The following is a 23,428-nucleotide window of genomic DNA, read 5'->3' on the forward strand; positions in this document are numbered from 1 at the left end:
CATGTGGGGTTTTCTCACCTGCCTCAACGACATCCTCATTCCCCACCTGAAGGCCGCCTTCGCGCTCAGCTGGGTGCAGGCGATGCTGATCCAGTTCACCTTCTTCGGCGCCTATTTCCTGATGTCACTGCCGGCCGGAAGGCTGGTCGCGGCGCTCGGCTACAAGCGTGGCATCGTCGCCGGCCTGGCCATCGCCTGCGTGGGTGCGCTGATGTTCTGGCCGGCCGCTGCCGCGCATGTGTACGGCCTGTTCCTGGCGGCGCTGTTCGTGCTGGCCACCGGCATCACCGTGCTGCAGGTGGCGGCCAATCCCTATGTCGCGCTGCTCGGTGACGAGCGCACCAGCTCCAGCCGGCTGACCCTGGCGCAGGCGATGAACTCGCTGGGCACCACGCTGGCGCCGCTGTTTGGCGGCCTGCTGATCCTCTCGGCGAAGCCACGCAGCGAGGATGAGCTGGCCCTGCTGCCGCAGGCCGAAGCACTGGCCTATCGCGCGGCCGAAGCGCAGTCGGTGCAGCTGCCGTACTTCGGCCTGGCAGTCGCGCTGTTCCTGCTGGCCGTCGCGATCTGGATGTTCCGCCTGCCCACCATTCCGGGCGTGGAGGGGCGCGCCAGCAGCGAAGGCCGCGTATGGGACGTGCTGCGCCATCGCCACGTGCGCCTGGGCGTGCTGGCCATCTTCTGCTACGTCGGGGCCGAGGTGTCCATCGGCAGCGTGCTGGTCAATTTCCTGTCCTCGCCCGGCATCGGCCAGGGCCTGACCGAGCAGGAGGCCACCGGCTATGTTTCGCTGTACTGGGGCGGCGCGCTGGCCGGCCGCCTGGTGGGGGCGGCGCTGCTGGCGCGGCTGGACGCACGCCATCTGCTGGGCCTGTTCGCGGTGGCGGTGATGATCCTGCTGGGCATCACGGTCACCGCCAGCGGCGGCCTGGCCAAGTGGGCCGTGGTCAGCATCGGCCTGTTCAACTCCATCATGTTCCCGACCATCTTCGCCCTGGCCATCGCCCGCCTTGGTGCACTCACCGGAAAGGCGTCCAGCCTGCTGGTGATGGCCATCGTCGGTGGCGCGGTGATTCCGCTGGCAATGGGCTGGCTGGCCGACCGCCATGGCCTGCAGCTGTCCTTCCTGCTGCCGGTGCTGTGCTACGTCTACATCGCCTTCTATGCGTGGAAGGGCTCACGGCTGCCGGCGCCATGAGACCGGTTCCGCCGTCGTCAGCGCCGCCGGGGCGCGGCGGTCGACTCGCGATCCAGCACCGCATGCTCGACCGTGATCATGCGTCCTGCGGTCTCGGTGCGGATGTGCTTGATCAACTGCTCGGTCGCCAGCCGGCCCATGTGCGCGGTCGGCTGGCGCACCGTGGTCAGCGCCGGATAGATGTGCCCGGCGATCGGGGTATCGTCGAAGCCGCACACCGACAGATCGCGCGGGACACGCAGGCCACGTTCGCCGGCCACGCGGTATACCGCTGCGGCCATGTCATCGTTGGCCGCGAAGATCGCCGTCGGCGGATCGTCCAGGTCCAGCAGGATGTTTGCGGCATCCACGCCCGATTCGAACGAGAACTGGCCGTTGACCACCAGCTGCGGGTCGTAGGCGATACCGGCCCCGCGCAGCGCCTGGCGATATCCGGCGTGGCGCCACTGGCAGGCACCGTGTGCGCGGGGACCCTTGATGTGGCCGATGCGGCGATGGCCCTGCGCGACCAGGTGGCCGATCAGTTCGACCACCGCGGTGGTCTCGTCCATGCGCACGCCGATGCGGCCTTCCGGGTGGCGTGGCGCGATGCAGGCGAAAGGAATGTCCTGCTCTTCCAGGTAGGACAGCACCACATCATCGTCGGTCAGTGGTGGAATCAGCACGACGCCGTCCGGGCGCGAGTTCTCGAACAGCGCGGCCAGGTCGGGCAGGGTGCGGCGGCCGGTGCCGACCGGCCCCAGGATCAGGTTGTAGTGCTGCGCATGGCAGGCTTCCAGCATGCCGCTCTGGATTTCCATCAGGTAGTTGCGCGAAGGATTGTTGTAGACCAGCGCCAGTGCATACGAGCGCTGGCCGGCCAGGCTGCGCGCCGACAGGTTGGGCTTGTAGCCCAGCCGCGCCACTGCCGCCAGCACGCGTTCGCGCGTCTGCTCGCGCACGTTCGGCTCGTGGTTGAGTACGCGGGACACGGTCTTGATCGAAACCCCGGCGACGGCGGCGACATCCTCGATTCGACTGCGCATGGTGCGATGGATCCTCCTGGAAGGCGGCGGGCACGCGGCGATGGTAGAGCGTGCTGGCCGGGTCGATGTTGCCGAAGCAGGCGGATGTTGCCACGACCGGAGGCCCGCTGGCACGTCCGGATTCCTTGTCGCGATGCAGCACCCGGGCGTGGCTGCGGTGCGCCACAAGCGCGGCGGAGCCCGTCGTTGCGCGGCCATCACCACATTGCGCACGAACGACGATTGACAGCACGTGAGCGGCCTTATATGACAGCGCTGTCAGGAGCGGTGCGCAGGCACCCATGCCGGCGTGCCATCGCCGCCGCGCATGCCAGGAACTTCATCCACGGAGGTAGAGCCCAGTGAATCGCCCCACCCAGACCCTTCTTGCCAGCTGCCTGCTGGCCGCGCTGGCCGCAGCGGCCGGTGCCGCACAGGCCGAGGGCGAACGCCTGCAGGACTGGCCGCGCGTGCACAGCGCGATCGCCACCGACGCTGGCATCGAACGCCGCGTGCAGCAGATCCTTTCGCAGATGACGCTGGCGCAGAAGATCGGGCAGATGACCCAGGCCGAGATCAAGACGATCACGCCGGAACAGGTACGCCAGTACTACATCGGCTCGGTGCTCAACGGCGGCGGCTCCTGGCCGGGCATGGACAAGCACGCCAGCGTGCAGGCCTGGCTGAAGCTGGCCGATGCCTACCACGCGGCTTCATTGGCCACCGATGCGAAGACGCCGGTGCCGGTGATCTGGGGTACCGACGCGGTGCATGGCCACAACAATGTGCTGGGCGCCACGCTGTTCCCGCACAACATCGGCCTGGGCGCGGCCGGTGATGCCGAACTGATCGAGCGCATCGGCGAGGCGACCGCACGCTCGGTGCGTGCCACCGGCATCGGCTGGGTGTTCGCGCCCACCCTGGCCGTGGCCCACGACCCGCGCTGGGGCCGCACCTACGAAAGCTATTCGTCCGACCCGGCGGTGATCCGCAGCTTCGCCCACGCCTACGTCAAGGGCGCGCAGGGGGCGTTCAAGGATGACGGCAACGTGGTCACCACCGCCAAGCACTACCTGGGCGATGGCGCTACCGACAACGGCCGGGACCAGGGTGAGGCGCTGGTCGACAAGGCCACCATGATCAACGTCCACGCGCAGGGCTATTACGGCGCGCTGGCCGAAGGTGCGCAGACGGTGATGGCCTCGTTCAACAGCTGGAACGACCGCGCGGGTGGTGTCGACTACGGCAAGATGCACGGCAGCAAGGCACTGCTGACCGATGCGCTGAAAGACAGGATGGGTTTCGACGGCTTCGTCGTCTCCGACTGGAACGGCATCGCCCAGGTGCCAGGCTGCCGCAACGACAGCTGTGCGCAGGCCATCAACGCCGGCATCGACATGGTGATGGTGCCTGATGACTGGAAGGCCTTCATCGACAACACCACCACGCAGGTGCAGAAGGGCGAGATCCCGATGGCGCGCATCGACGATGCGGTGACGCGCATCCTGCGGGTGAAGCTGCGCGCCGGGCTGTTCGAACACAAGCCGTCCGACAGCCGCTACGCAGGTGATGCCAGCGCCGTACAACACCGCGAGCTTGCGCGCCGTGCGGTGCGCGAATCACTGGTGCTGCTGAAGAACGAAGGCAAGGTACTGCCGCTGCGCCGCGACGCGCGCGTGCTGGTGGTCGGCAAGAGCGCCGACAACATCGGCGACCAGTCCGGCGGTTGGTCGCTGACCTGGCAGGGCACCGAGAACAGCAATGCCGACTTCCCCAACGCCGACTCGGTGCTGGGCGCGTTGCGGGCCGAACTGGGTACGGACAAGATCAGCTTCAGCGCAGATGGCCAGCGAATCGACCCGAACACCTTCGATGTGGTGCTGGCGGTGATCGGGGAAACGCCGTATGCGGAGACCAACGGTGACATCCTTGCTTCGGACACGGTCAGCCACAGCCGCGCCTACCCGCAGGACCTGGCCGTGCTGAAGGCCGCCGCAGCGAGTGGCAAGCCGGTGGTGACGGTCTACCTGTCCGGTCGGCCGATGTACACCAACGACCTGCTCAACCTGTCCAGCGCGTTCGTTGCGGCCTGGCTGCCGGGCACCGAAGGCAAGGGCGTCACCGATGTGCTGGTGGCCGGCAAGGGTGGCAAGCCCGCGCACGACTTCCGCGGCCGCCTCAGCTTCCCGTGGCCGGGCGTGCCATGCCCGGCGCCGATCGACCAGCCCGATGCGAAGAAGCCGGCCCTGTTTGCGCGGGGTTATGGGCTGAGCTACGCCAAGGGCGGCACGCTGGCGCGGCTGGACGAGGCCAACCCGGACAGCTGCGGTGAAGTGACCGTGCTGCCGATCTTCAACCGCGCCGACACGCCGCCGTTCGCCCTGCACGTGGCCGCCGCTGGCGCAACGCAACCGCTGGGCAATGATCTGAATGCCACGCTGCGCTGGCCGGCTGCCAAGCCGGTGGTGCAGGTGCGCACCGTGCAGGTGAACACCCAGCAGGATGCCAGGGAAGTGACCTGGCTGGCCCCCGCGCAGCTGATCGCGCGCAGCACCTCGCGCCACAACCTGGGCGCCTTGGCGCGCAGCAACGGCGCGCTGCAGTTCGACGTGCAGCTGGTGAAGCGCCCGGCATCGCCGGTGAAGGTGACGATGCAGTGCGGCAGCGGCTGCGAGGGCGGGGTGGATATCGCCCCGCTGCTGGCCAAGCTCTCGCCCGGCCAGAAGCAGACGGTGACCGTACCGCTGGCGTGCTTCGCCAAGCAGGGCGTGGCATTGGGCGCGGTGGAAGCCCCGTTCGTGGTGGCTGCCGACACACCGTTCGCAGCAGCGTTCACCCAGGTCAAGCTGACCGCCAACACGGCCAATGCCGAAGGTGCGGTGGCCTGCCCGTAAGCCACGCGGTTGCGCCGGGCCATGCCCGGTGCGGCCAGCAGATCCACGCCATGCGTGGATGTGCCGTTCCCGACGGCAAAAAAAAGCCCCGCAATGCGGGGCTTTTCTCTTAGCGCTTCATGGAACCGAAGAATTCGTCGTTGGACTTGGTGTTCTTCATCTTGTCCAGCAGGAATTCCATCGCGGCCATTTCATCCATCGGATGCAGCAGCTTGCGCAGGATCCAGATCTTCTGCAGCAGTTCCGGCTCGATCAGCAGGTCTTCGCGGCGGGTGCCCGAACGGTTGATGTCGATGGCCGGGAACACGCGCTTTTCAGCAATGCGACGGCTCAGGTGCACTTCGCTGTTGCCGGTGCCCTTGAACTCTTCGTAGATCACCTCGTCCATCTTCGAGCCGGTGTCGACCAGCGCGGTGGCGATGATGGTCAGGCTGCCGCCTTCTTCCACGTTGCGCGCGGCACCGAAGAAGCGCTTCGGGCGGTGCAGGGCGTTGGCGTCGACACCACCGGTCAGCACCTTGCCCGAGCTCGGCACCACGTTGTTGTAGGCGCGGGCCAGGCGGGTGATCGAGTCGAGCAGGATCACCACGTCCTTCTTGTGCTCGACCAGGCGCTTGGCACGCTCGATGACCATTTCGGCCACCTGCACGTGGCGCGCGGCCGGCTCGTCGAAGGTCGAACTGATGACTTCGCCGCGCACGGTGCGCTGCATTTCGGTCACTTCTTCCGGGCGCTCGTCGATCAGCAGCACGATCAGGTGCACGTCCGGGTGGTTGGTGGTGATCGCGGTGGCGACCTGCTGCATCATCATCGTCTTGCCCGCCTTCGGCTGGGACACGATGAGCGAGCGCTGGCCCTTGCCCTGCGGTGCCATCAGGTCGAGGATGCGGCCGGTGATGTCTTCCGACGAACCGTTGCCACGCTCCAGGGTGAAGCGACGGCGCGGGAACAGCGCGGTCAGGTTCTCGAACAGCACCTTGTTCTTCGACGCTTCGATCGGCTCACCGTTGATGGTGTCGACGATGTTCAGCGCGAAGTAGCGCTCGCCATCCTTCGGGAAGCGGATGCGGCCGGAGATATGGTCGCCGGTACGCAGGTTGAAGCGGCGGATCTGGCTGGGCGAGATGTAGGTGTCGTCCGGGCCGGCCAGGTAGCTGGCTTCGGCCGCGCGCAGGAAGCCGAAGCCGTCCGGCAGGATTTCCAGCACGCCGTCGGCGGCGACGCCGTCACCGTGGCGGGTCAGCACCTTCAGCAGGGCAAAGATGACGTCCTGCTTGCGGGCGCGGGCGACGCCTTCGGAGATCTGCAGCTGCTCGGCGATTTCCAGCAGCTTCTGCGCCGGCATGCGCTTGAGGTCGCTCAGCGAGTAGACCGGGAAGCCCTCGGGCACGTTGGCATGCGGGCGCGGCACGAAGGGCTGCTGCTCGCCGCCGTCGTTGGGCATGCCATCGTCGCGGAAGCGGTTGTTGCGGTCACGGTCGCGGCGGTTGCGGAAGCGATCGCGGCGGTTGCCCTGACCCTGTCCCTGGCCCTGCTGGCCGTTCTGGTTGTACGGGTTCTGGCCCTGGTTCTGGCCACCCCCCTGGTGATTCTGCTGGCGCGGCTGGCCGGATTCGCGGCCCTCACCACCTTCGCCGCCGCCACTGCTGGCGGGGGCCTCGGCGGCGGGCGCGCTCGGCGCAGGGGCTGCCGGCGTCGGCGCTGGCGCTTCCGGCGCGGCGGCCAGCGGCAGGGTCGGCTGCGCCGGAGCGGCGCTGGTTTCGGCGGCGGCCGGAGCGGCAGCCTTGGCTACGCGGGGCTTGCGCACGCGCTTTTCGGCGGGCGCATCGGCGCTGCCGGTTTCGGAAGTGTTATCGGACAAGAGCGTTATTCCTCGCTTGAAGGTGCGAGCGCCCGGCTGGGGCGGCGAACGTTGGGAATGGGTCTGGAAGACACTGCGTCCAGAAGGTGCGGCACGCGAACGCGGCCGGATATGCCGACACTATCATCGGCCAGCGGCGCCGTGCAAGGGTCGCCGGGAACAGCATTCATCATGGGCGCGTGGCGCCCGCCGGCAGCCGCGGGCGGCGGCTGCCGGGGAACCGCAGGATCAGGCCAGGGCCTTGTCCAGCAGGCCGGCCAGCTGGGCCTTGCCGACCGCACCGATCTGCTCACCGACCTTCTCGCCGTCCTTGAACACGACCAGGTACGGAATCGAACGCACGTGGTACTTGGCGGCCAGCGCACGGTTGTGGTCGACGTTGACCTTGGCGATCTTGGCGCGGCCCTGGTAGGCATCGGCCAGCTCGTCCAGCGCCGGGGCGATCATCTTGCACGGGCCACACCACTCGGCCCAGAAATCGACCAGCACCGGTTCCTTGGAATTCAGCACTGCGCTATCAAAGTCGGCGTCGCCGACATGTACAACCTTGTCGCTCATCTTGGTTTCTCGTCTTGGATTGCACCCGGCCATGCCGGAGGTGGGTGAACTGGGCCATGCCCGGTGGCGCGACCCTCGTCGTTGCCTCGCGGCGCACTGCCGCGGTGCGTTCGGCGGAATGCCTGGACGCTCACGGCCGGCAGTGTACCCCTATCGCAGGGCAGGGACAGGCGCCGGCTGGAACCCAGCGTATCGTGATCGCTTCGATGCCTGGTATGTGTCGGATTTCACTGTCTTCCTGTACATGGGGCTGGCAGTGGGCGACACCAGCGACCCTGGCCAGGCCGTTCAAGTCCGGTGTGGCTGGGTGAAGGTTCTCCGTCTCTCGGCCTATTGAGACTGTTCATTCCGGTTTGCCCGCCCGAGTGCGTTAAACTGGGGCATTGTGCGGCGTGCGGACCGGGTGGTCCCAGCCTGCCAACCCGCCGCAGGGGCCGCAGTTTGCGACGGTGCCCCTAGACGCTGAAGTGCCAGCCGCCCCACGGGCCGGCGGCCATACCAAGACGGACACATGAGCGACAAACCGCTGACCGATTTGACCTTCTCCTCCTTCGAGCTGCATCCGGCCCTGCAGGCCGGTCTTGAAGGAGCCGGATTCACCCGCTGCACGCCGATCCAGGCGCTGACCCTGCCCGTCGCGCTGCCCGGTGGTGATGTCGCTGGCCAGGCCCAGACCGGCACCGGCAAGACGCTGGCCTTCCTGGTCGCTGTCGTGAACCGCCTGCTGACCCGCCCGGCCCTGGCCGACCGCAAGCCGGAAGATCCGCGCGCGCTGATCCTCGCCCCGACCCGTGAACTGGCCATCCAGATCCACAAGGATGCGGTGAAGTTCGGTTCCGACCTGGGCCTGCGCTTCGCGCTGGTCTACGGCGGCGTGGATTACGACAAGCAGCGCGAACTGCTGCAGCAGGGCGTGGACGTGATCATCGCCACCCCGGGCCGCCTGATCGATTACGTCAAGCAGCACAAGGTGGTTTCGCTGCACGCCTGCGAGATCTGCGTGCTGGACGAAGCCGACCGCATGTTCGACCTGGGCTTCATCAAGGACATCCGCTTCCTGCTGCGCCGCATGCCCGAGCGCACCATCCGGCAGACCCTGCTGTTCAGCGCCACCCTCAGCCACCGCGTGCTGGAGCTGGCCTACGAGCACATGAACGAGCCGCAGAAGCTGGTGGTCGAAGCCGAGACCATCACCGCCGCGCGCGTGCGCCAGCGCATCTACTTCCCGGCCGACGACGAGAAGATCCCGCTGCTGCTGGGCCTGCTGTCGCGCAGCGAAGGCGCGCGCACCATGGTGTTCGTCAATACCAAGGTGTTCGTCGAGCGCGTGGCGCGTTCGCTGGAGAAGGCCGGCTACCGTGTCGGCGTGCTGTCCGGTGACGTGCCGCAGAAGAAGCGCGAGAGCCTGCTCAACCGCTTCCAGAAGGGCCAGCTGGAAATCCTGGTGGCCACCGACGTGGCCGCCCGCGGCCTGCATATCGACGGCATCAAGTACGTCTACAACTACGACCTGCCGTTCGATGCCGAGGACTACGTGCACCGCATCGGCCGTACCGCGCGCCTGGGCGAAGAGGGTGATGCGATCAGCTTCGCCTGTGAGCGCTACGCCATGGGCCTGCCGGACATCGAGGCCTACATCGAGCAGAAGATTCCGTCCGAGCCGGTGACCAAGGAACTGTTGACCCCGCTGCCGCGTCCGGAACGCCCGGCCCCGGCCGCTGGCGAGGAAGGCGAGGAGAACGAGAGCGTCGGCCAGATCTTCCGTGAAGCGCGCGAAGCCCGCGCCGCCGAGGAAGAGCGTCGTGGTGGTGGCCGCAGTGGCGGCCGCTCCGGCGGTGGTCGTGGCGAGCGTCGCGACGGTGAGCGCAGCGGCGAGCGCCGTTCGCGTGGCCCGCGCAAGCCGCGCGTGGAAGGCGAGCAGACGGCAGCCGCGCCGGTTGACGGTGCCGAGGCCGCGGTTGCCCAGGCTCCGCGTCCGCCGCGCCCGCCGCGTGCCGAAGGCGCACCGGAAGGGGCGGTGGAGGGCGAGCGCAAGCCGCGCAAGCGCCGTCGTCGTCGCCACGGCCGTCCGGTCGAAGGCGCCGAGGGCGTGCAGAACACGGCCGGCAATGGCGCCAGCCCGGTCACCCCGGTACAGGTGGTGGCCAAGCCGGTGCGCACCGCCGCCGACACCGGCGATTCGTTCCTGACCCGCATCGGCCGCAAGATCCGCCGGATGCTGTCGGGCAGCTAAGCCGCTGATGGTGGGTGCGGACCTTGGTCCGCACTGCCCCATGGGGTGGGTAGCGCCGGCCGCTGGCCGGCAATCCACACAGGTGCCGGCCAGCGGCCGGCACGACCGATCATGTGGCCATCTCCACGTCGTCGCGCCGCTCCTGCATAATCGGGGCATGAGTGTCCTGCGCTTCGACAATGTCAGCAAACAGTACGCCGGTGGCCACGAGGCGCTGATCGATGTCAGCTTCGAGGTCGCGCCGGGCGAGATGCTGTTCGTCACCGGCCATTCCGGTGCGGGCAAGAGCACCCTGCTCAAGTTGATCCACCTCGACGAGCGGCCCAGCCGCGGCGCGGTGGTGTTCGACGAGCGCAACCTGCTGAAGGTGCGTGGCGGCGATGTGCCGCGCCACCGACGCGCGGTGGGGGCGGTCTACCAGGACCATCGCCTGCTGATGGACCGCTCGATCGCCGAGAACGTGGCGCTGCCGCTGATCCTGCGCGGTACCCGCCGCGGCGACATCAGCAAGCGCGTGCGCTCGGTGCTCGAACGGATGGGCCTGGGCCATCGCGAGAAGGCGCTGCCCTCGCAGCTGTCGGCCGGCGAGCAGCAGCGCGTCGGCATCGCCCGCGCCATCGTCGGCGAGCCCAAGCTGCTGGTGGCCGACGAGCCCACCGGCAACCTCGACCCGACCCTGGCGGCGGAGATCATGGCCCTGTTCGCCGAGCTGCCGTCGCGCGGCACCAGCGTGCTGGTGGTCAGCCATGACCTGCCGCTGCTGCGCCGCATGCGCAAGCGCGTGCTGATCCTCGACCACGGCCGGCTGGCGGACGACATCTCGCCGCAGGACCTGGCGGAGTAACGCATGGCGAAGAACGAAAACAGCGAAGCCGCCGCCCCCTCGCGGGTGGGCGTCTGGTTCCAGCACCACGTGCACAGCGTGGTGTTCAGCCTGGGCCGCGCCTGCCGCAAGCCGTGGGCGACGCTGCTGACGGTGATGGTCATGGCGCTGGCGCTGGCCCTGCCACTGGGCCTGTCGATCGCACTGGACAACCTCAAGCAGTTCGCCGGCAGCGTGCAGCAGTCGCGCGATATCAATGTGTTCCTGAAGGGCAATGTCGATGGCCCCGGCGCGCTGCGCCTGGCCGGCCAGCTGCGCGACCGCGACGACGTCGCCGAAGTGAACGTGCGCACGCCCGAACAGGGCCTGCAGGAACTGCGCGATGCCGGCCTGGGCGAGGCGATCGACGCGCTCAACGACAACCCGCTGCCCTCGCTGCTGGTGATCACCCCGGGCCAGGGCAAGGACGATGCGCGCCTGGCACGTGCGCTGGAAAGCCTGCCTGAGGCCGACCTGGTGCAGCACGATGCGCTGTGGCGCCAGCGCCTGGATGCCTGGCTGGCGTTCGGCGCACGGCTGGTACAGGTGCTGTCGGTGCTGCTCGGCGCCGGCGCCGCGCTGGTGGTCGGCAACACCGTGCGCCTGGATATCCAGGCCCGCCGCGAAGAGATCGGCGTGCTGCAGCTGCTTGGCGCCAGCGACGGCTTCATCCGCCGCCCGTTCCTGTACCTGGGCGCCTGGTACGGCCTCGGTGCCGGCGCGGTGGCGCTGGCCCTGATCGCCGCCGCCGGTGCCGCGCTGCGCGTGCCGCTGGCCGAACTCTCGCGCAGCTACGGCAGCCCGTTCGTGCTGCACGGCCTGGACCTGCTGCATGGGGGCTTGGTCCTGCTCGGCACGCTGCTGCTGGGCTGGCTGGGGGCCTGGCTGGTGACGGGCCACTTCCTCCGCCAGACCCGTCCGACCGACACCTGAGACCGGCATGCAACCGCAAGCGCTGAAGCACCTTGATGGGCCCGCGACGCGGGTGATGGTGGTCGATGGCTCGAAGCTGGTGCGCAAGCTGATTGCCGACGTCCTGACCCGTGAGCTGCCGGGCGTGGAGGTGATCGGCTGCGACAGCATCGAGGATGCGCAGCAGGCGCTGGCGCAGGGCCCGGTGGACCTGGTGACCACGTCGCTGACCCTCCGCGATGGAGATGGCCTGGCGCTGGCGCGGATGGTCCGCGATGCCGTGGGCCAGGCCTATGTGCCGGTGATCGTGGTGTCCGGCGACGCCCAGCAGCACCTGGAGCAGCGCCGCTTCACCGAATACGTCACCGACTATTTCGACAAGGCGCTGGGCCACGAGGCACTGGCGACCTTCATCCGCGGCTACGTGCAGCCGCAGACGATTCCCGGTGCGACCATCCTCTACATCGAGGACAGCCGCGTGGTGGCCGAGGCCACCAAGCGCATGCTCGAACGCCAGCAGTTGAACGTGCTGCACGTGGTCAGCGCCGAAGAGGCGTTCACCCTGCTCACCGCCGAGTCGCTGGGCCGCAGCCGCCACCGCATCGACCTGGTGCTGACCGACGTCACCCTCAAGGGTGAACTGAGTGGCCGCGACGTGGTGCAGCGCGTGCGCGTGGACTTCGGCTACGGCAAGCGCCGCCTGCCGGTGCTGGTGATGACCGGTGACGGCAATCCGCACAACCAGACCGGGCTGCTGCAGTCCGGCGCCAACGACCTGGTGCTCAAGCCGATCGAAGAACGGCTGCTGGTCACCAAGGTGCTGTTCCAGCTGCGCCTGGCCCGATTGAACGATGGACCCCTGATTCGATGATGGATGAAGTAGCCGACACCCCGACGATCCAGCTGGAACCGAGCTGGAAGCAGCACGTCGGTGATTACCTGCTGCAACCGCAGATGCGCGAGCTGTCCAGTTTCCTGCGCCAGCGCAAGGCGAGTGGTGCCGCGGTATTCCCGCCCGGCCCGCAGATCTTCGCCGCGTTCGACGCCACGCCGTTCGAGCAGGTGAAGGTGGTCATCCTCGGCCAGGACCCGTATCACGGCCGCGGCCAGGCCCATGGCCTGAGCTTCTCGGTGCCGCCGGGCGTGCCGGTGCCGCCGTCGCTGCTGAACATCTATAAGGAGATCGAGAGCGATCTCGGTATCCCGCGTCCGGACCACGGCTGCCTGATCCCGTGGGCGCAGCGCGGCGTGCTGCTGCTCAATGCGGTGCTGACGGTGGAAGAGGGCAAGGCCGGCGCGCACCAGGGGCGGGGCTGGGAAGGCTTCACCGATCATGTGGTGGACGTGCTCAACCTCGAACGCGAAGGCCTGGTGTTCATGCTCTGGGGCGCCTATGCGCAGCAGAAGGGCAAGGTCATCGACACTCGCCGCCATCGCGTGCTGAAGTCGCCGCATCCGTCGCCGTTGTCGGCCCACCGCGGCTTCCTCGGTTGCCGGCACTTCTCGATGGCCAACGAGTACCTGCAGCGCCGTGGCCAGGCCCCGATCGACTGGTCGCTGCCGCCCCGTTCGGCGCTTTGAGCGCCCGCGGGCGGCTGGGCCTGAACACCGGGCAACGTGCCCGGTCCTGAATGGGGCTCCGGGACGGCCCGTTCAGCTCCGCTTGACCGGAATCGGCCGGCTTCCGGTAGGTAATTACTTGAATTCCAAGGGATTGTGAATCCCGAAAAGCGCGCTCGCCACTGTAATCAAATCGCGCTACGGTAGGGCTCTGTTTGGGACCAGTGTTGCATCAATAGGATGCTGGAACTTTTTCCTCCTTTAGCAGTCCAAATCCCGGACTGCTAAGATGGGTGCCTATGAGCCAGAACACCTCTACTGCCCTTGTGGCAAACAATCTCCCGATTCCCAGTGCGCTCGGTTCGCTGGACGCCTACATCGGTGCCGTGCACCAGATCCCGGTGCTGTCGGTCGATGACGAACAGGACCTGGCCCGTCGCTTCCGCGACGGCAACGATCTGGACGCCGCCCGCGAGCTGGTGCATTCGCACCTGCGCTTCGTGGTGCACGTGGCCCGCGGTTACAACGGCTACGGCCTTGCGTTGGGCGACCTGATCCAGGAAGGCAACATCGGCCTGATGAAGGCGGTCAAGCGCTTCGACCCGGACATGGGCGTGCGCCTGGTGTCCTTCGCCGTGCACTGGATCCGTGCCGAGATGCACGAGTTCATCCTGAAGAACTGGCGCATCGTGAAGGTCGCCACGACCAAGGCGCAGCGCAAACTGTTCTTCAACCTGCGCAAGTCGAAGACGCGCCTGGGCTGGATGAACGCGGCTGAAGTCAGCGCCGTGGCCAAGGACCTGAACGTGTCCGAGCGTGAGGTCATGGAAATGGAATCGCGCCTGTCCGGTCGCGATATCGGTTTCGATGCACCGACCGACGAGGACAACGAGCACGCGCCGCCGTCGCCGGCCGCGTTCCTGGTTGCCAACGACGAAGACCCGTCGATGGCCTACGAACGTGCCGACAGCGAAGACAACCAGATGCAGCTGCTGCGCGAAGGGCTGGCCGAGCTGGATGCCCGCTCGCGCGACATCATCCGCCGCCGCTGGCTGGATGCCGACAGCAAGGTGACGCTGCAGGAACTGGCCGACGAGTACGGCGTGTCGGCCGAGCGCATCCGCCAGGTTGAAGCGAACGCGCTGAAGAAGATGAAGGCGCTGTTCACCGCGTAAAGCGCGGGTGGCGTTGGAATGGAGAAAGGCCCGGCACTGCCGGGCCTTTCACGTTTGTGGGGCTCATCCACGCCATGCGTGGATGCCCGACGCCAGGACGGTGATTGCGCCGACCGGGTCCTGCGCTGGATCCTGATGTTCACGCCGTACCACCAGGTGGCACGGTATGATCATGCCACGCGTTTTCCGCACCCGAAGTTTCAACCGCAGCATGCGCAGGACCGTGCTGCCTGACGCTGCCTTGTGTCAGTCGATAAGGGAAATGGAAGCGGGTCTGGTGGATGCAGATCTTGGCGGAGGCCTCTTCAAGAAGCGCGTCGCGTTGCCGGGACGAGGAAAGCGCGGAAGCGCTCGAACCATCGTCGCAACACAGCGAGGCGGGCATTGGTTCTTTCTTTTCGGGTATGAAAAGAACGAACGCGCCGCAATCACGAATGCGGAACGAGATGCACTGCAGTTGTATGCATCGGAGTTCCTGAAAATGAGTCCGGCACAGCTGAAGCGTGCCGTGGAGTACGGGGATCTACAGGAGATCTGCCATGGCAAAGGCCCCTGAGCGAAGGCGCGCAAAAAGTTTACTGCTTGAGGCGGTGCACGATGCGGCCGTGAGTCTGCATGCGCACGGCTTCATCGACAAACGTCGGTTGAGCAGCTACGAGGCGCTGTGCCTTGAGCCTGTTCCCGAATACAGCAGTGCCCAGATCCGCGCGCTGCGTACATCGTTGCAGCTCAGCCAGCCAGTGTTTGCCGGGGTGCTGAACACAAGCGTCTCCACGGTGCGCAGTTGGGAGCAAGGCGAGAAGAAGCCCAGCGGGCCCTCACTGAAATTGTTGAACCTGATTGATCGGAAGGGACTCGAAGCAGTCCTGTAAAGCAAGGGCCCGGCATTGCCGGGCCCGTTCGTTTCGGCGCTATTCAATCCAGGCCATGCGTGGATGTCCCGATGCCGTGACTGCCTCAGCCCTCGCGTGCGATCGCGCGCCAGCCGATGTCGTTGCGGTGGAACTCGTTTGCCCACGTCACCTTGGCCACGCCGGCATAGGCGTTGGCCTGTGCGTCGCGCACGCTGTCGCCCAGCGCCGCCACGCACAGCACGCGACCGCCGGCACTGAGCACCTGGCCCTGCGCGTCCAGCGTGGTGCCGGCATGGAACACCTTGGCACTGGCCGGCACGTCGTCCAGGCCGGAAATCACATCACCGGTGATCGGCGATTCCGGGTACGGCCTGGCGGCCATCACAACGCCCAGCGACGGGCGCGCATCCCACTGTGCTTCGATCTGGTCCAGGCGGCCATCGATGGCCGCTTCCACCAGCTCCACCAGGTCCGACTGCAGGCGCAGCATCACCGGCTGGGTTTCCGGGTCGCCGAAGCGCACGTTGAATTCGATCACCTTCGGCGCGCCGCCGGCGTCGATCATCAGGCCGGCATAGAGGAAGCCGGTGAACGGGATGCCGTCGGCAATCATGCCCTGCACGGTCGGGTTCACCACCTCGCGCATCACGCGTGCGTGTACCTCCGGCGTGACCACCGGGGCCGGCGAATAGGCGCCCATGCCGCCGGTGTTCGGGCCGGTGTCGCCGTCGCCGACGCGCTTGTGGTCCTGCGAGGTGGCCATCGGCAGCGCATGCACGCCGTCCACCATCGAAATGAAGCTGGCCTCCTCGCCATCGAGGAATTCCTCGATGACCACACGTGCACCGGCATCGCCGAACGCATTGCCCGACAGCATGTCACGCACCGCGTCTTCGGCTTCGGCCAGCGTCATTGCCACGATCACGCCCTTGCCGGCGGCCAGGCCATCGGCCTTGACCACGATCGGTGCGCCCTTCTCACGGATGTAGGCCAGCGCCGCGTCCACCTCGGTGTGCACGGCATAGAACGCGGTGGGGATGTTGTGGCGGGCCAGGAAATCCTTGGCGTAGGCCTTGCTGCCTTCCAACTGCGCGGCGGCAGCGGTCGGCCCGAAGATGCGCAGGCCGGCGGCACGGAAGCGGTCAACCACGCCGGCCACCAGCGGCACTTCCGGGCCGACCACGGTCAGCGCCACGCCTTCAGCCTGGGCCAGCGCCAGCAGGCCATCAATATCGGTGACCTTCACCGCGACGTTGCGGCACTTGTCTTCGCTGGCGGTGCCGGCGTTGCCGGGCGCCACGATCACTTCGGTGACACGGGAGGACTGGGCCAGCTTCCATGCCAGGGCGTGTTCGCGGCCGCCAGAGCCGATGACAAGTACGTTCATCACGAGATTCCAGATTGCGTGGGAAGGGAAGATCGGTATCCCCGGCGGTGCGCGTGGTTCACTCGCAGCCTTCGCGTCGAAGCGCTTCGGGGAAGGAATAGGTCCAGGTCTTGCTGTCCAGGCTGAAGCGGTGCTGCTGCCGGACCGGTTTGCCGCCACAGGTGGTGCCGGCCTCCTCGATCAGCAGCGGCCAGGTGCGCGCGCTGCGGTCACTGTCGTCGAAACGCAGTGCGAAATCGATGCTGAAGCGGCGGCTGCGGCAGTCTTCCGCGGTTTCAGCATCGGCATTGGCGTCGACGGTGTCGCACTCGTACTGGGCGTCATTGTCGATATGGCTGCGTAGGCTGCCACTGGCGACCAGGCCGTTCGGGCCCGGCAGGACCAGCGATTGCGAGAGCAGCGAGAAGCCCTGGCCGAACCAGCCGTCCTCGACGCGGAAGCCATAGAAATCACTGCCGGCGCGGATGACGCTGGCGGTGCCGGGTTGACCGCCGCTGCCGAAGCGCCCGCCGGTCAGTTCGCTGGCCACTTCGAAGCCATCATCCTTCGGGCGCAGAACGAAGAAGTCGATGGTGCCCGGGTCGATGTGCGCACCGTCGGCCAGTGCGCCACAGACCGCCAGCAGCTGCTGCCAGTGGTCACCGCTGACCACCGGCTGCTCGGCACAGACCTGCCAGTCCATCGTATGGGTGTCGCCATCGTCGGTCCAGCTGCCGCGCCATTCACCGGAGAGCTTGGCGTTGCTGCCGTAACGCTGGACCAGGAAAGCCTGCAGTCGTGCGGTGCGGCTGACCTGCTGTGCCGGTGGGGCGGGGGCCACCGAAGGCGCATCCACCTTCGGCGCCACGCTGGGCTCGCCCGCAGGCTTGCAGCCCGCCAGTACGGCCGCACCCGCGAGGGCGAGGGCGGCCAGCGATGTCATCGAAACTGCGGACATCCGTGTCGCTCCAGTATCAATGACGGAAGTGGCGCACGCCGGTGAACACCATGGCCAGGCCATGTTCGTCGGCGGCGGCGATCACTTCGGCATCGCGCATCGAACCGCCCGGCTGGATGACCGCCTTGATGCCAGCGGCAGCGGCGGCGTCGATGCCGTCGCGGAACGGGAAGAACGCGTCGGAGGCCATCACCGAGCCCTCGACCACCAGGTTCGCATCGGCGGCCTTGATGCCGGCGATGCGCGCCGAGTACACACGGCTCATCTGGCCGGCACCCACGCCGATGGTGCGGTTGTCCTTGGCATAGACGATCGCGTTGGACTTCACGAACTTGGCCACCTTCCAGGCGAACAGCAGGTCGGTGAACTGCTTGTCGGTCGGCGCCAGTTTGCTGACCACCTTCAGTTCGTCACGGGTCATGCCGCGGTTGTCCGAGGACTGCAGCAACAGGCCCGAGCCGACGCGCTTGCTGTCGAAGTTGTTCAGGCCATCGCCGTGCGGGATGCGCAGCACGCGCACGTTGGCCTTCTTCTGCGCGTATTCCAGCGCGGCCGGCTCGTAGTCCGGGGCAATCAGCACTTCGACGAACTGGCGGTCCAGGATCACCTTGGCGGTGGCGGCGTCCAGTGGCTTGTTGAAGGCGATGATGCCGCCGAAGGCGCTGGTCGGGTCGGTGGCGTAGGCCAGCTCGTAGGCATCGCCGTTGCCGGCACCGACGGCCACGCCGCACGGGTTGGCGTGCTTGACGATGACACAGGCCGGCGCGTCGAACTGGCGCACGCATTCCCACGCCGCATCGGCATCGGCCAGGTTGTTGTAGCTCAGTTCCTTGCCCTGCAGCTGCTGGAACGTGGCCAGCGTGCCCGGTACCGGGTACAGGTCGCGGTAGAACGCGCCGCTCTGGTGCGGGTTTTCGCCGTAGCGCAGGTCCATCACCTTCACGAAAGTGGAGTTCATCTGCGCCGGGTACTCGGCACGCGCCGGTACCGCGGCGTCGGTGGCGGTGACCGCCGACAGGTAGTTGCTGATTGCCGCGTCGTACTGGGCGACGCGGTTGAAGGCGGCCACCGAGAACGCGAAGCGGGTGGCGGCGCTCAGCTGGCCGTCGTTGGCCTCCAGCGAGGCCAGCAGTTCGGCGTACTGCGACGGGTCGGTGGCCACCGCCACGCGGGCGAAGTTCTTGGCGGCCGAACGCAGCATCGCCGGGCCGCCGATGTCGATGTTCTCGACCGCGTCGGCCAGGGTGCAGTCGCCCTTGGCGGTGACCGACTCGAACGGATAGAGGTTCAGCACCAGCAGGTCGATGGCGCCGATGCCGTGCTCGGCCATCACCGCATCATCCAGGCCGGAACGGCCGAGCAGGCCGCCGTGCACCATCGGGTGCAGGGTCTTGACCCGGCCGTCCATCATCTCCGGGAAGCCAGTAACGTCGGCCACGTCCTTGACGGCCAGGCCCATGTCGCGAATGGCCTTGGCGGTGCCGCCGGTGGACAGCAGCTCCACGCCGCGTGCAGCCAGCGCAGTGGCCAGCTCGGCCAGGCCGGTCTTGTCGGAAACGGAGAGGAGGGCCCGACGGACGGGCAACAGATCAGCAGTCATGGGACAGAATCGGCAGCGGAGCGGGGCCGATATTGTAGGCGGTGGGGGCCGGTGGCGGGCGCTGGCGGGCAAAATCGGCTGGCGCCGACGGCCCTGCGGCCGCCTTCAGCACAGCCTGGCCGGGGCGGTCCGTAAGCATTTCGATGGGGGGCGCTGCCGCAATCGGGTAGGCTGTGCCGGAACTGCCAAGGATCAGCGGGTTCGGATCGTGTCGATCTATGCATTGAAGGGACGTTTCCAGGACCTGTTGCGTCCAGCCGTACGCGGCCTGTACCGCATGGGGGTCACTGCCAACGCGGTGACCGTGGCCGCCGCCGTGGTCTCGCTGCTGGTGGCCGCCGCGGTGTGGTGCTGCGCCCCGGCCCAGCCGCTGCTGTACCTGCTGCTGCCGCTGTGGATGCTGCTGCGCATGGCGCTCAACGCGGTGGACGGCATGCTGGCCCGCGAGTTCGGCCAGCAGTCGCGGCTGGGCGCCTATCTGAATGAGTTGTGCGACGTGATTGCCGATGCCGCGCTGTACCTGGGCCTGCTCAGCGTGCCGGGCGTGCGCCCGGAAGCGCTGTGGCTGCTGGCCTGGACGGCGGCGCTGAGCGAGTACGCCGGCGTGCTGGGGCTGATGGCCGGCGCCAGCCGCCGCTATGACGGGCCGATGGGCAAGAGCGACCGCGCGTTCGTGATCGGCGTGCTGGGCCTGCTGCTGGCGTTTGAGTGGGTTGGCGCGATGACGGTCACTGGCGTGGCTGCGGCCATGGCGGCGCTGTGCATGCTGACCATGATCAACCGCGTCCGTCGCGGACTGCGGGAAGCGGCGGTTTCGCCGAATTAATCAAGCAGATACAAAAAGACAATCAGGAGATTGCATGCGTCAGGCGCAGGAACGGGAATTCCACAGCTTCGACCAGGTACCGCTGTTCTACCGGTACTGGGCGGCCACCACCGCAACGCCGGCCAGCAAGGCCATCGTGCTGCTGCACCGCGGCCACGAGCACTCCGGCCGGGTCACCCACCTGGTCGACGAGCTGGACCTGCCCGATACCGCTTTCTTCGCCTGGGACGCGCGCGGTAACGGCCGCTCGCCGGGCGCGCGTGGCGATGCACCCGGCTTCCCGGCACTGGTACGCGACCTGGACAGCTTCATCGCCCACATCGGTGCCGAGCACGGCATCGCGGTGGAAGACATCGTGGTGATCGCGCAGAGCGTGGGCGCCGTGGTCGCCGCCACCTGGGTGCATGACTATGCGCCGCGCCTGCGTGCGCTGGTGATGGCCTCGCCGGCGTTCAAGGTGAAGCTGTACGTGCCGTTCGCACGCCCGGGCCTGGCGTTGATGCAGAAGCTGCGCGGCAACTTCTTCGTCAACAGCTACGTCAAGCCGCAGTGGCTGACCCACGACCCGGCGCGGGTGCAGAGCTACCGCACCGATCCGCTGATCACCCGGCCGATCTCGGTGCGCGTGCTGCTGGGCCTGTACGAGGCGGCCGACCGCATCGTGGCCGATGCACAGGCGATCAGCGTGCCGGTGCAGCTGCTGGTGTCCGGTTCGGATTTCGTCGTTCATCGCGGCCCGCAGGATCGCTTCTACGAGCGGCTGTCCAGCCCGGTCAAGGAGCGCGTGCACCTGCCGGGCTTCTTCCACGACACGCTGGGCGAGCGCGATCGGGCGCCTGCGCTGGCACGCATCCGCAGCTTCATCCAGGCGCGTTTCGCCGAGCCACTGCGCGAGCTGTCGCGACGCGATGCGCACCGCCATGGGCCGACCTTCGAGGAATCGGAAATCCTGGCGTGGCCGCCAGAGCGCAACAGCCTGGCCGACCTGCGCTGGCGCGTGGTGCGCGGTGGCCTGCGTTTCGGCGGCACGCTGTCCGAAGGCATCGCGCTGGGCCTGCAGACCGGTTTCGATTCGGGCAGCACGCTCGACTACATCTACCGCGACGAAGCCCGTGGCAAGGGCCCGCTGGGGCGCATGGTCGATCGCAACTATCTGGATGCGATCGGCTGGCGCGGCATCCGCGTGCGTGGCCAGCACCTGCAGGAACTGCTGCGCGATGCTGCGCAGCGCCTGCGCGGGCAGGGGGTGCCGGTACGTGTGCTGGACGTGGCCGCCGGCCACGGCCGCTATGTGCTGGAAGCGCTGGGCCAGGGCGAACAGCGCGCCGATCGCATCGTGCTGCGTGATTTCAGCGACCTGAATGTCACCCAGGGCCAGGCACTGATCGACCGCTTGGGGGCGGCCGACATCGCGCGCTTCGAGCAGGGCGATGCGTTCGATCCGGCGCAGCTGGCCAGGGTGGACCCGGCGCCGACGCTGGCGGTGGTGTCGGGCCTGTACGAACTGTTCCCCGACAACGATGCGGTACTGCGCTCGCTGCAGGGCATCGCCGCGACGGTGCCGGTGGGCGGCTACCTGGCCTACACCGGCCAGCCCTGGCACCCGCAGCTGGAGTTCATCGCCCGCGCGCTGACCAGCCACCGCGGTGGCGCAGCGTGGGTGATGCGGCGTCGTACCCAGCAGGAGATGGACGAGCTGGTACGCCTGGCCGGGTTCGAGAAGGTGGCGCAGCGCATTGATGACTTCGGCATCTTCACCGTGTCGCTGGCACGCCGGACTGCATGATGGCGACGCTTGCCGCCAGCCCGCTGGTTGCGGAGGGGCGCCCCTGGCGGCGCGCCCTGCTGTGGCTGGCCTTGCTGGGGCCGTTCTTCTTCGCCAGCTACGGCTTCGCCAACTGGATGGCTGGCCGCCATGCCGAACTGCCGGTGATGGCGTTCGGATGGGAAACGCAGATTCCGTTCGTGCCATGGACGATCGTGCCGTACTGGTCGATCGATCTGTTCTATGCGATCTCGTTCTTCCTGTGCCGGCGTCGGCTGGAACTGGACCGGCACGCGCTGCGGCTGTTCAGTGCGCAGGTCATCGCGGTCGCGTGTTTCCTGCTGTGGCCGTTGCGCTTCAGCTTTGAACGGCCGGAGATCGGCGGTGTGTTCGGCTGGCTGTTCGATGTGCTGCTGGGCTTCGACAAGCCCTTCAACCAGGCACCGTCGCTGCACATCGTGCTGCTGATCGTGCTGTGGGTGAAGTTCGCGCAGTACCTGCACGGTGCCTGGCGCTGGGTGCTGCATGGGTGGGCGCTGCTGATCGGCGTTTCGGTGCTGACCACGTTCCAGCACCATTTCATCGACATCCCTACCGGCGCACTGGCGGGCTGGCTGTGCGTCTGGCTGTGGCCGGAGCAGGGCACGCCGCCGCTGCGTGCCTGGTGCTCCGCACGCGACCGGAAACGCTGGCGATTGGCGGCGCTGTACCTGCTGGGGGCGGCGGCCCTGCTGGTGCCGGTGGTGCTGCTGCGCGGTGCAGTGCTGTGGCTGCTGTGGCCGGTGGTGTCGCTGCTGCTGGTGGCACTGGCCTACGCCGGGCTGGGCACGGCCGTGTTCCAGAAGCGCGCCGATGGACGCCTGACGATGGCGGCGCGCTGGTTGCTGGCGCCGTATCAGGGGGCGGCCTGGATCAACTCACGGGTGTGGACGCGCCGTGCGCCGCAGCCGGTCCTTGTGATGGACGGCGTATGGCTGGGCCGCATTCCCAGCGCCGCGTTGCCGCCGCCGATGCAGGGCGTGGTGGACGTCTGTGCCGAACTATCCTGCCGTGCGCCGGGTGCCGCATACACCCGCGTGCCGATGCTGGACCTGGTGGTGCCCACGCCGGTCCAGCTGCGCGAGGCGGCGGAGGCGATCGAGCGGCTGCGTGCGCAGGGGCCATTGCTCGTGTGCTGTGCGCTGGGCTATTCGCGTAGTGCCGCCAGCGTCGCGACCTGGCTGCTGCGCAGTGGTCGTGCCCCCAATGCCGACGCTGCGGTGGCGATCGTGCGCACCGCACGGCCGTCGATCGTCCTGCATGACAGTCATCTACAGGCCATCGCGGCCGCTGCCGCACCGGAGAGCACTGCATGAGCAACGCTGCCGATCTGCCGATGATGCACCTGCTGCTGCGCCAGGGCCGCCTGCCTGCCGTGCTGTCACTGGGCCTGCTGCTGGTGGCGCTGTTGTTGCTGGGGATTGAGCCGGGGCTGGCGATGATCGCCGCCGGCCTGCTGTTGCTGAGCGTGGCGATGGGCGTGGCGCAGGCGTACTACGCGGTGCGCGTGCAGCTTGATGCCAGCCTGCTGCAGCTGCTGCTGCGCGAACACCTGCAGGGGGATGCGGCCGCCGAACGGGTGGATGCCGCCCTCCACACCGCTGGCCTGCGTCGCCGCGATGCGCAGGCGCCGGTGCGTGGCTGGGACGCGCGCTGGATCGGCATGCGGCGCCTGCTGGTGCGCCAGTACGTGGCCACCCTGCTGCAGTTTTCGGTGCTGCTGCTGGCGGTGCTGTGGCCGCAGACGTGAACGGGAGGAACCG

General features: G+C 67.7%; 20 protein-coding genes. 14 read left to right on the forward strand and 6 right to left on the reverse strand.

Translation table 11 applies throughout. The annotated features are described in order from the left end of the window. The first annotated feature begins 1 nt into the window (after window position 1). Window positions 2-1,198 (forward strand): sugar MFS transporter, encoded by a 1,197-nt coding sequence (locus AC5P7U_RS04845; RefSeq protein WP_083797423.1) that lies wholly within the window; start codon window positions 2-4, stop codon window positions 1,196-1,198. Window positions 1,199-1,215: 17 nt separating this feature from the next. Here the strand turns inward: AC5P7U_RS04845 and AC5P7U_RS04850 are convergent, their stop codons facing one another. Next, window positions 1,216-2,223, reverse strand: coding sequence for a LacI family DNA-binding transcriptional regulator (locus tag AC5P7U_RS04850; protein WP_414554633.1), 1,008 nt, complete (start codon window positions 2,221-2,223; stop codon window positions 1,216-1,218). 341 nt (window positions 2,224-2,564) lie between these two features. Between AC5P7U_RS04850 and AC5P7U_RS04855 the strand changes: the two genes are divergently transcribed. Then, window positions 2,565-5,096 carry a glycoside hydrolase family 3 N-terminal domain-containing protein gene (locus tag AC5P7U_RS04855; protein ID WP_197563470.1) on the forward strand — a complete coding sequence of 844 codons (2,532 nt, stop codon included), beginning with the start codon at window positions 2,565-2,567 and terminating at the stop codon, window positions 5,094-5,096. Between the two features lie 109 nt (window positions 5,097-5,205). Here the strand turns inward: AC5P7U_RS04855 and rho are convergent, their stop codons facing one another. Together rho and trxA are read right to left on the reverse strand one after the other, a co-directional pair. Next, window positions 5,206-6,957 carry a transcription termination factor Rho gene (gene rho, locus AC5P7U_RS04860; RefSeq protein ID WP_495220826.1) on the reverse strand — a complete coding sequence of 584 codons (1,752 nt, stop codon included), beginning with the start codon at window positions 6,955-6,957 and terminating at the stop codon, window positions 5,206-5,208. Window positions 6,958-7,185: 228 nt separating this feature from the next. After that, complete coding sequence (gene trxA, locus AC5P7U_RS04865; protein WP_005411275.1) at window positions 7,186-7,515, reverse strand: thioredoxin; 330 nt, start codon at window positions 7,513-7,515, stop codon at window positions 7,186-7,188. Window positions 7,516-8,026: 511 nt separating this feature from the next. Here trxA and rhlB point away from each other — a divergent pair. The 8 genes from rhlB (at window position 8,027) to AC5P7U_RS04905 (ending at window position 15,129) form a co-directional block, all read left to right on the forward strand. Further along, window positions 8,027-9,748, forward strand: a complete 1,722-nt coding sequence (rhlB, locus tag AC5P7U_RS04870; RefSeq protein ID WP_495220827.1) for an ATP-dependent RNA helicase RhlB — start codon at window positions 8,027-8,029, stop codon at window positions 9,746-9,748. Between the two features lie 157 nt (window positions 9,749-9,905). Then, the gene (ftsE, locus tag AC5P7U_RS04875; RefSeq protein WP_006473446.1) at window positions 9,906-10,592 is read left to right on the forward strand and encodes a cell division ATP-binding protein FtsE; all 687 of its coding nucleotides are present in this window, start codon (window positions 9,906-9,908) and stop codon (window positions 10,590-10,592) included. Window positions 10,593-10,595: 3 nt separating this feature from the next. After that, entirely contained in the window at window positions 10,596-11,543 is a 948-nt protein-coding gene (gene ftsX / locus AC5P7U_RS04880) for a permease-like cell division protein FtsX (RefSeq protein ID WP_008266959.1), read from the forward strand. 7 nt (window positions 11,544-11,550) lie between these two features. Then, window positions 11,551-12,393: a response regulator gene (locus AC5P7U_RS04885; protein WP_006473442.1), complete on the forward strand. Its 843-nt coding sequence runs from the start codon at window positions 11,551-11,553 to the stop codon at window positions 12,391-12,393. Next, window positions 12,390-13,103 carry a uracil-DNA glycosylase gene (gene ung / locus AC5P7U_RS04890; protein ID WP_495220828.1) on the forward strand — a complete coding sequence of 238 codons (714 nt, stop codon included), beginning with the start codon at window positions 12,390-12,392 and terminating at the stop codon, window positions 13,101-13,103. The genes AC5P7U_RS04885 and ung overlap by 4 nt, the downstream gene beginning before the upstream one ends. A 278-nt stretch (window positions 13,104-13,381) precedes the next feature. Continuing rightward, complete coding sequence (gene rpoH, locus AC5P7U_RS04895; protein ID WP_006473441.1) at window positions 13,382-14,257, forward strand: RNA polymerase sigma factor RpoH; 876 nt, start codon at window positions 13,382-13,384, stop codon at window positions 14,255-14,257. 166 nt (window positions 14,258-14,423) lie between these two features. Further along, the gene (locus tag AC5P7U_RS04900) at window positions 14,424-14,813 is read left to right on the forward strand and encodes a type II toxin-antitoxin system RelE/ParE family toxin (RefSeq protein WP_006473427.1); all 390 of its coding nucleotides are present in this window, start codon (window positions 14,424-14,426) and stop codon (window positions 14,811-14,813) included. Further along, complete coding sequence (locus tag AC5P7U_RS04905; RefSeq protein ID WP_006473426.1) at window positions 14,797-15,129, forward strand: helix-turn-helix domain-containing protein; 333 nt, start codon at window positions 14,797-14,799, stop codon at window positions 15,127-15,129. The genes AC5P7U_RS04900 and AC5P7U_RS04905 overlap by 17 nt, the downstream gene beginning before the upstream one ends. An 85-nt stretch (window positions 15,130-15,214) precedes the next feature. Here the strand turns inward: AC5P7U_RS04905 and purD are convergent, their stop codons facing one another. From purD to purH, 3 genes are read right to left on the reverse strand one after another with little or no spacing between them, the layout of a single operon-like run. Further along, window positions 15,215-16,498, reverse strand: coding sequence for a phosphoribosylamine--glycine ligase (purD, locus tag AC5P7U_RS04910; RefSeq protein ID WP_495220829.1), 1,284 nt, complete (start codon window positions 16,496-16,498; stop codon window positions 15,215-15,217). A gap of 58 nt (window positions 16,499-16,556) precedes the next feature. Beyond that, on the reverse strand, window positions 16,557-17,435 hold the full coding sequence (locus AC5P7U_RS04915) for a hypothetical protein (RefSeq protein WP_495220830.1): 879 nt from the start codon (window positions 17,433-17,435) through the stop codon (window positions 16,557-16,559). A gap of 16 nt (window positions 17,436-17,451) precedes the next feature. Then, window positions 17,452-19,035 carry a bifunctional phosphoribosylaminoimidazolecarboxamide formyltransferase/IMP cyclohydrolase gene (gene purH / locus AC5P7U_RS04920; RefSeq protein ID WP_495220831.1) on the reverse strand — a complete coding sequence of 528 codons (1,584 nt, stop codon included), beginning with the start codon at window positions 19,033-19,035 and terminating at the stop codon, window positions 17,452-17,454. 208 nt (window positions 19,036-19,243) lie between these two features. Here purH and AC5P7U_RS04925 point away from each other — a divergent pair, with 208 nt between their 5' ends. The 4 genes from AC5P7U_RS04925 to AC5P7U_RS04940 are packed head-to-tail and all read left to right on the forward strand — an operon-like array spanning window position 19,244 to window position 23,415. Beyond that, window positions 19,244-19,861 (forward strand): CDP-alcohol phosphatidyltransferase family protein, encoded by a 618-nt coding sequence (locus AC5P7U_RS04925; protein ID WP_312562974.1) that lies wholly within the window; start codon window positions 19,244-19,246, stop codon window positions 19,859-19,861. A gap of 34 nt (window positions 19,862-19,895) precedes the next feature. Next, window positions 19,896-21,647, forward strand: coding sequence for a bifunctional alpha/beta hydrolase/class I SAM-dependent methyltransferase (locus AC5P7U_RS04930; protein WP_006473388.1), 1,752 nt, complete (start codon window positions 19,896-19,898; stop codon window positions 21,645-21,647). Next, complete coding sequence (locus AC5P7U_RS04935; RefSeq protein WP_495220833.1) at window positions 21,647-22,981, forward strand: phosphatase PAP2/dual specificity phosphatase family protein; 1,335 nt, start codon at window positions 21,647-21,649, stop codon at window positions 22,979-22,981. The genes AC5P7U_RS04930 and AC5P7U_RS04935 overlap by 1 nt, the downstream gene beginning before the upstream one ends. Beyond that, window positions 22,978-23,415, forward strand: coding sequence for a hypothetical protein (locus tag AC5P7U_RS04940; RefSeq protein ID WP_006473382.1), 438 nt, complete (start codon window positions 22,978-22,980; stop codon window positions 23,413-23,415). The genes AC5P7U_RS04935 and AC5P7U_RS04940 overlap by 4 nt, the downstream gene beginning before the upstream one ends. Window positions 23,416-23,428: the final 13 nt, after the last annotated feature.

It is taken from the genome of Stenotrophomonas sp. YJH_SMC_57 (genome assembly GCF_059369755.1).